This is a genomic window from uncultured Campylobacter sp. (assembly GCF_938018145.1).
Lineage (GTDB): Bacteria > Campylobacterota > Campylobacteria > Campylobacterales > Campylobacteraceae > Campylobacter_A.
This window is the reverse complement of sequence record NZ_CALIII010000177.1, coordinates 1-6,720: the sequence shown is the minus strand read 5'-3', so window position 1 is coordinate 6,720 and position 6,720 is coordinate 1. Positions and strand designations below refer to the sequence as shown.

Sequence of the window (6,720 nt, the reverse complement as noted above, 5' to 3'; positions counted from 1 at the left end):
GCCTCCTTGTTTTTTTATTTTTATCTTACCTTCTGCGTTCTTTTTTTGTTTTTAAATTTATTTTGCCGCCAAATTTACGGCAGTTTTATCTATTTTTACTTTCAGAAAAATCATCGCAACTTTGCCGTTAAATTTACCGTATCTCAAAGCCAAGCAAATTTGACACCAAACAAGCCGTCAAATTTCACCGTTTTTGACTTTCAAAACCTCAGCCAAATTTATCGCCGTAGCCGTAAATTTAGCTCAAATTTTACTCGCTGTCCAAGCTAGCAATCGGCGGCAACGAGAGTTTAAATTTATTCGCTCTCATCCTTGAAAATACAGTCGAGACGAGTTTTGGATCAAATTCTCGCGCCAGTTCTGCCTCGCTTTTACTCTGCGCCAGACGCAAGACCTCATCCAGCCGCTCGTAGCTATAGCCTATATCAGCCTCGTCGCTTTGCCCTTCCCAAAGGTCGGCAGACGGGGCTTTTGCGATGATTTTTTCATCGATGCCTAGTTCGCGCGCCAGCTCGTAAATTTCAGTCTTAAAAAGCTCGCCGATCGGATTTAGCGCGCACGCCATATCGCCGTAGATCGTGCCGTATCCAAGAAGGCGCTCGCTTTTGTTGCTAGTACCCACGACTAGCGCGTTTACCTTTGCCGAATAGTCGTAAAGCAGGCACATCCTGGCTCTTGCGCTTAGATTTCCCATGCGCAAATTTGACAGCGGCTCGCCGATTTGCGCGGTAAAGCTATCCAAAATCGGCTGGATTTCGATGATTTTATGCGTTATTTTTAGATCTTCGCAAAGCTTTAGCGCGTCGCTTAAATTTCGCTCGTTTGAGTACTTCGTCGGCATCAAAAGCGCATGCGTTTCAAAGCCCGTGCGCGCGCAAAGAGCGGCTACGACGGCGGAGTCTAAACCGCCGCTAACGCCCAAAACAAAGCCCCTTGCGCCACTTTTTTCAAGGTAGCTCGCCAAAAACTCGGTTAGCTTCAGGCTGATTTGCGAATAATTTTTCATAACGATTATCACCGATAAATTTAATTTCTAAAATATTATACAATCTTTTTATAAAATTTAACTTTTAAGCTTAAAGAATATACAATTTATTTTAATTAAATTTTATAAAAGGACAAACGTGAAAATTTTTTCAAAACCATGCGGAGATTATCAAACCAACTGCTACGTAGTATCCAAAAACGGGCGCGATATTATCATTGATCCAGGTCAAGATTCATATGACTTTGTCGTAAAAAATTCACACGCGCCACTCACTATTTTAAACACTCACGGGCATTCCGATCACGTTCTTGACAATGTTAGCTTAAAAAATTTTTTTAATGTTCCGGTTTACATCCACAAAGACGATAATTTCATGCTTCATGACGATCTTTGGGATGCGGGTCAGCAGCCGATGTATGACGCGATCTGCGTAGGCGGAGCGAAATTTGAGGACGTTAAATTTAACATAGAAGACTTTGATATCGAGTTTATGCACTTTCCGGGGCATACGCCCGGATGCTGTATGGTGCGCGTGGACGACGTTATCTTTAGCGGAGATTTTTTGTTTAGAGGCTCGATCGGACGCTATGATTTTCCGTTTTCAAACGCCGAGGATATGCGCCAAAGCTTGCTAAAATGTAAAAATTTGCAAGGCGATTTTGTACTGTATCCAGGCCATGGCGACAAAACGACGCTAAAAGCCGAGCGAGCAAATTTAGACTTTTGGATAAATATGATCGGTAGGGAGATGAAATTTTAACGGGTCAAATTTGAGCTTTTAAGATTTTTAAAAACGCGTTAAATTTAAAGCAGTCAAGCCAAACAAAACGGCAAATTTGGCGGTAGCGATTTTGGCGTTAAATTTATGCAGGTTTTGCTAAAAATGCCACCAAAAAACGGCATAAAATCAAATTTAAAAGAAAAGACGGCGCTAAATTTACCGCGCCGCTCAAATTTCAATCAAATTCGACCGAGCTTACGCGTTTTGCTTCGCCTCTTCTTTGCGTTTTTCCTCGTTTCGTCTTTGCGCGGCTTGTTTTTGCAGGTTCGTTTTGTAAATTTTAAAGATATGATCTTCTAAAATCACGACCTGAAAAGTCCCCTCAAACACCTTTATATCGTTCGTCGTGCCAGTTACTCGCACCTCGCGCTTCTTGCTCTCGTTAAAGTGCGAGCGCGCGTCAAATTCGATCGCTTCGTTTAGCTTGGTCGGCGCGAAAAAATGTATCTTAGCCCCGATAACTACGCTAAAAGTCTCATTGACCGCCGCCATCGCCGCGTAGCTAGCCGCAGAGAAAACAAAACCGCTGTGTATGAGCCCCTCGCTATCGGCAACCATATCGCTAGTGGCGAAAAAGCGCGTTTTGGCGCGGTTTGGCTCGAGCTGCGTCACGGCGCCGCTAAGGCCGATTTTTATATTCGGCGAGGTTTTTAGTTCGTTGCGAAACGGATTTTCGTCCTCTGGCAGTACGACTCCGTCGCTACTGTTGTCGTCGTAGATATTTTCGTCCATTTTTCACCTTTTCATACGCTTAGTTTTAGATAGACCCGTTTTGGCGCGGGATAGCCCTCGACCGTGCGCGCCTGGTCTGCGGGATCTAGGAAATCGCCCAAGCTCTGCCCCAAGATCCACTCGGTTTTTCGCTGCTCGTGCGCGTCCGTCGGCTTTGTAGCCAAAATTTGCGCGTCTTTAAAACTTGCCCTCTCACACCAGTTTAAAAGCGCCCTAATAGTCGGCACGAAGTAGATATTTGGTATCTTTGAGTAGGTATTTTTGGGGCTCAGGGCAAAATCGCCCTCCATATCAAGATACATCGTGTCCAAAAATAGCTCGCCGCCCGCATTTAACGCGCCTTTTAGCTCTTTTAGCGTACGCACGGGATCGCTTCTGTGATAGAGCACGCCCAGGCAAAAGAGCACGTCAAATTTGACGCCGTAGTGCGGCAGATGCTCGACGCCCAGCAGCTCGTACTCTATGCCCGAGCGCGCGAACGCATCGATAAATTTAAACTGCAAAAAGCTCATAACGCCAGGATCAAAGCCGATCAGCTTTTTCGGGCTCTGGGGCAACATACGAAAGAGATAGTAGCCGTTGTTGCAGCCGATATCGCCCACGACCTTGTCCGCTAGATCCATGTGCGGCGCGAGTAGGTTAAATTTAACAAAACTCCTCCACTCGCTGTCGATAAAGATATCGTCTATCTTAAACGGCCCCTTGCGCCACGAGCGTAAATTTAGCGCCGTTTGCAGCGTCTCTTCGCGTTCTGCTGGGGTTAAATTTGCGTTTATCTCGACTATATCGTCAAATTTAAGCTCAAATTCGTGCCCCTTAAATTTAGCCGCCAGCTCCTCTATCTCACGCATCAAAGGCGCGTAGGTTTTGCCCGCCAGCTCCCTAGCCTTCGCCGCTCTAGCCGCTTCTAAGCTCATCACTCCGTCCAGTCGATGATGTTTTTAGGGCACTCTTTGTGATAGACGCCCGTCGCGTCGTAGTACTCCTTACACTCGTTGTAGTACTTCGTCGTCACGCCGCGGTCGTTTAAAAACACGCAACCGCCTAGCATCGCCGCCAGAGCCGAAAAAAATAAAATTTGCGCTAGAGTTTTCATTTGAAAAATTTAGCGTGCTTTTTTTTCATGTATTCGACGACTTCGAGCACCTCGTCCACGCCCTCGGCACCCGAGTTTTCCAGCGCGTCGTCGATGCACTCGATGTAGGTCTCGGCGGCGTCCTCGAGCCTATCTTTTTTCACGCCGGCATAATAAAGCATCGCCTCTAACATCATCGAAAGCTCGTAGCTTAGCTCGTCCACGGTAGGTTCTATTTCTTTCATTTTCTATCCTTGTAAAATCGTTTTTTTAGTTATTAGGTCGGTTATCTGCGCTTTTACGTTTTCATAGCTAAAGCTATCCTTAAAGCCAGCAAAAAGTCCGCCGCTAGCGTTCACGTGTCCGCCGCCGCCGACTAAATTTTTAGCCATCTGGCTGACGTCTACTTTGCCGTTAGCGCGAAAGCTCAGCGTCTTTTTGCTCGTAACGTCGATGAAAAAATCAACATCGGGATTTGCAACTAAAAAATCGTTGCCGATAACCGAAGTGTTGCCGATATTATAGGTCAAAATACCCTTAAAATCGTTATACTTTATGCTAAATTTATCTTTTTCCTCGCTTAGTTTTTTTACGACGAAGGCTGATATTAGATTGCTTAGCGTATCGTTTTTATCCTCTTTGAAAAAGTCCTTTTTAAACCCGAAAATCGCCTCGTCAAGCCCGACATAGTCGTCTCCCGCGTCAAAAAACTCCCGCGCACGTTTGATTAGATAAAAAAGATAGCGCGAGTTTTCAGCCTCAAACATCGTTTTATTTATCTCTTTTGCGTTTGCGACGAGTCCGAGTCCGACCTTGCCCATTTCAAAATTTGTATCGTCTTTTAGCCAGATATCGACCGCATTTACGACGTCGCTAAAGTGATTTAGGCTCGCATCGACCCCGTAAATTTTAGCGAAAAAATCATGCGTGATCTTGGTCGCGCACCTTGAGCTATCTAAAAAATACCAGCTAAATTTGCTCGCGCACTCGGCTCCGCTTTGGTGGTGATCGAGGAGTAAAATTTTAGCGTTTTTATTTACGAGCGCCTTTTCGTAGGCTTCGCACTGCTCCACGGTTAAATTTAGATCCGTTATCAGGATAAGCGCTTTTTCGTCATTTTTAGCCGCTTCGCCCTCGCCGCAATTTTCGGGCGTATTTTGCGAGTTACCATTTTGCTCGCTGATTAAATTTGACTGCGTCTGGGCTACGCTTTTATCCGAAATTTGAGCCAAAATTTGATCAAATTTCTCGTCGATCTCCTTGCCATAGTTTGAGTTATAAAATTTAACGTTTTTAAAATAGTGATTCGTTATTACCTGCGCGCCGTATCCGTCCAGATCGGTGTGCGAGAGGTGGTGGATGGTCATTTTATTCCTTACAAATTTGATATTTCTATCGTGCCTAACGTCTCAAACGGCGTATTTGCCGCGACTTCGGCAAAGCTAAGCACCGTGATATCTATGGCGAAATTTGCACAGATATCAGCAATAAATTTACGCAAGCTAGGCTCCACGCAAAGTATCATCGAGCCGTACTCCGAGATCGGCCGCTTCGCCCTCGCCTCGCGCAGAGCCTGCACGATCGCCGAGGTCTGCGAGACATTTATCATCAGGTGATACGCGCCGTCTTTATACTGCACGGCGTCGATCAGCTTTTGCTGCGCGGCTGGCTCCATCACGTAGAAATTTAACCGCCCACCCTCATCGACGTAAAGCGAAGTGATAGCGCGAGCAAGCGCCGTGCGGACGTGCTCGACGATCATATCGAGGTTCTTGCTAACCTCGGCTATGTCGCTTAGCGCCTCTAGGATACTTAGCATATCTTTTATCGGGATATGGTCTTTTAGTAGCGCTTTTAGCACCTTTTGGATCACTCCGATAGGCGCGATGCGCAGCGTATCCTCGACGATGACCGGGTATTCCGATTTTAGCTTGTCGAGCAAATTTTGCGTCTCTTGGCGGGTTAGGAGCTCGGCGGCGTTTTGTTTTATCAGCTCGCTCATGTGCGTGGAGATGACGCTCGCGGGATCTACGATCGTGTAGCCGCTTAGTATCGCGTCCTCCTTCACGCTCGCATCGATCCATAACGCGTCTAGGCCAAACGCCGGCTCTTTAGTCGGGATGCCTTCGATGTTGTCGCTAACTAGCCCGCTATCCATCGCTAGAAATTTATCCGCGTAAATTTCGCCCTGCCCGATCACGACGCCTTTTAGCTTGAAGCGGTATTCGTTGGGCGGTAGTTGGAGGTTGTCGCGGATACGGATCTTTGGCATCAAAAAACCAAGCTGTGCCGCGATATTTCGGCGCATCGCTCGTATGCGCTCGATGAGATCGGTCTCGGCGATCTTTAGCAGGCCGTATCCTAGATCAAGCTCTAAAATTTCAAGCTTTAAGATATCGTTTATCTTGGCTTCCTCTTCGCGGGCGATCTCCTCTTCGCTTTTTTTAGGCGGTTTAGGTGCCGCCGGTCCTTCCTCCTCGCCTTGGGTAGAGCTTGCGCTTTGGGCCTTGGCGGTCAAATTTATCTTGCCCTCTTTTACCTCTTTCATTATATAGCCCATACTTAAAAACAGAAGCGAGATAAAGCCCAGAGATAGCGTCGGAAGCCCGGGAACTAGAGCAAAGATAAATAGTATAAAGCCGACTATTAGAAGCGTTTTATATTCGCCTAGCAGCTGCGTTAGCGAGCCCTCGGCGAAATTTTCATCGTCCTTGCTAGCTCGCGTGATGATGATCGCCGTAGCCGTCGACGTGATGAGGCCCGGGATCTGGCTCACTAGACCGTCGCCGATCGTTAGTATCGTGTAGTTTTGCGCCGAGGTAGCCATGTCTAGGCCGTACTGAAACGAGCCGATGAGAAAGCCGCCGACGATGTTTATGATCGTGATGATGATGCCAGCGACCGCATCGCCTTTGATAAATTTAGACGAACCGTCCATCGCACCGTAGAAATTCGCCTCGCCGATGATGGCTTCGCGGCGCTCTCTGGCTGTCTTTTCGTCGATCAGACCCGCGTTTAGATTGGCATCTATCGCCATTTGCTTACCAGGCATCGCATCAAGCGTAAATCTCGCCTGCACCTCGCTCACGCGCGTCGAGCCTTTGGTAACGACCATGAAATTTATAAGAACTAGGATTGTAAAGA

The 6,720-nt window shown here is 46.9% G+C and carries 10 protein-coding genes; 2 read left to right on the top strand and 8 right to left on the bottom strand.

What is annotated here, in order from left to right:
* Positions 1–270, top strand: a 270-nt coding sequence (locus Q0338_RS04095) for a hypothetical protein (protein WP_298085646.1), incomplete at its 5' end; no start/stop codon positions are given.
* On the opposite strand, the gene Q0338_RS04090 is transcribed toward Q0338_RS04095, so the two are convergent.
* Positions 251–1,006 carry an NAD+ synthase gene (locus Q0338_RS04090; RefSeq protein ID WP_298085645.1) on the bottom strand — a complete coding sequence of 252 codons (756 nt, stop codon included), beginning with the start codon at positions 1,004–1,006 and terminating at the stop codon, positions 251–253. The genes Q0338_RS04095 and Q0338_RS04090 overlap by 20 nt on opposite strands.
* Positions 1,007–1,124: 118 nt before the next feature.
* Between Q0338_RS04090 and Q0338_RS04085 the strand changes: the two genes are divergently transcribed.
* Positions 1,125–1,748, top strand: a complete 624-nt coding sequence (locus Q0338_RS04085; RefSeq protein ID WP_298085644.1) for an MBL fold metallo-hydrolase — start codon at positions 1,125–1,127, stop codon at positions 1,746–1,748.
* A gap of 53 nt (positions 1,749–1,801) precedes the next feature.
* On the opposite strand, the gene Q0338_RS04080 is transcribed toward Q0338_RS04085, so the two are convergent.
* The 7 genes from Q0338_RS04080 to Q0338_RS04050 form a co-directional block, all read right to left on the bottom strand.
* Positions 1,802–1,948 carry a hypothetical protein gene (locus Q0338_RS04080; protein ID WP_298085643.1) on the bottom strand — a complete coding sequence of 49 codons (147 nt, stop codon included), beginning with the start codon at positions 1,946–1,948 and terminating at the stop codon, positions 1,802–1,804.
* A 16-nt stretch (positions 1,949–1,964) separates the two neighbouring features.
* Positions 1,965–2,501: a PaaI family thioesterase gene (locus Q0338_RS04075; RefSeq protein ID WP_298085642.1), complete on the bottom strand. Its 537-nt coding sequence runs from the start codon at positions 2,499–2,501 to the stop codon at positions 1,965–1,967.
* Between the two features lie 11 nt (positions 2,502–2,512).
* Positions 2,513–3,418 carry a tRNA 5-methoxyuridine(34)/uridine 5-oxyacetic acid(34) synthase CmoB gene (gene cmoB, locus Q0338_RS04070; protein ID WP_298085641.1) on the bottom strand — a complete coding sequence of 302 codons (906 nt, stop codon included), beginning with the start codon at positions 3,416–3,418 and terminating at the stop codon, positions 2,513–2,515.
* Positions 3,418–3,597 (bottom strand): hypothetical protein, encoded by a 180-nt coding sequence (locus tag Q0338_RS04065; protein WP_002946522.1) that lies wholly within the window; start codon positions 3,595–3,597, stop codon positions 3,418–3,420. Before Q0338_RS04065 ends, cmoB begins: the two co-directional genes overlap by 1 nt.
* Positions 3,594–3,821: a hypothetical protein gene (locus Q0338_RS04060; RefSeq protein WP_002945055.1), complete on the bottom strand. Its 228-nt coding sequence runs from the start codon at positions 3,819–3,821 to the stop codon at positions 3,594–3,596. The genes Q0338_RS04065 and Q0338_RS04060 overlap by 4 nt, the downstream gene beginning before the upstream one ends.
* 3 nt (positions 3,822–3,824) lie before the next feature.
* A complete protein-coding gene (locus Q0338_RS04055) occupies positions 3,825–4,943 on the bottom strand; it encodes a 3'-to-5' oligoribonuclease B (protein WP_298085640.1) in 1,119 nt (372 codons plus the stop codon).
* An 8-nt stretch (positions 4,944–4,951) separates the two neighbouring features.
* On the bottom strand, positions 4,952–6,720 hold a 1,769-nt coding region (locus tag Q0338_RS04050; protein WP_298085639.1), incomplete at its 5' end, for a flagellar biosynthesis protein FlhA.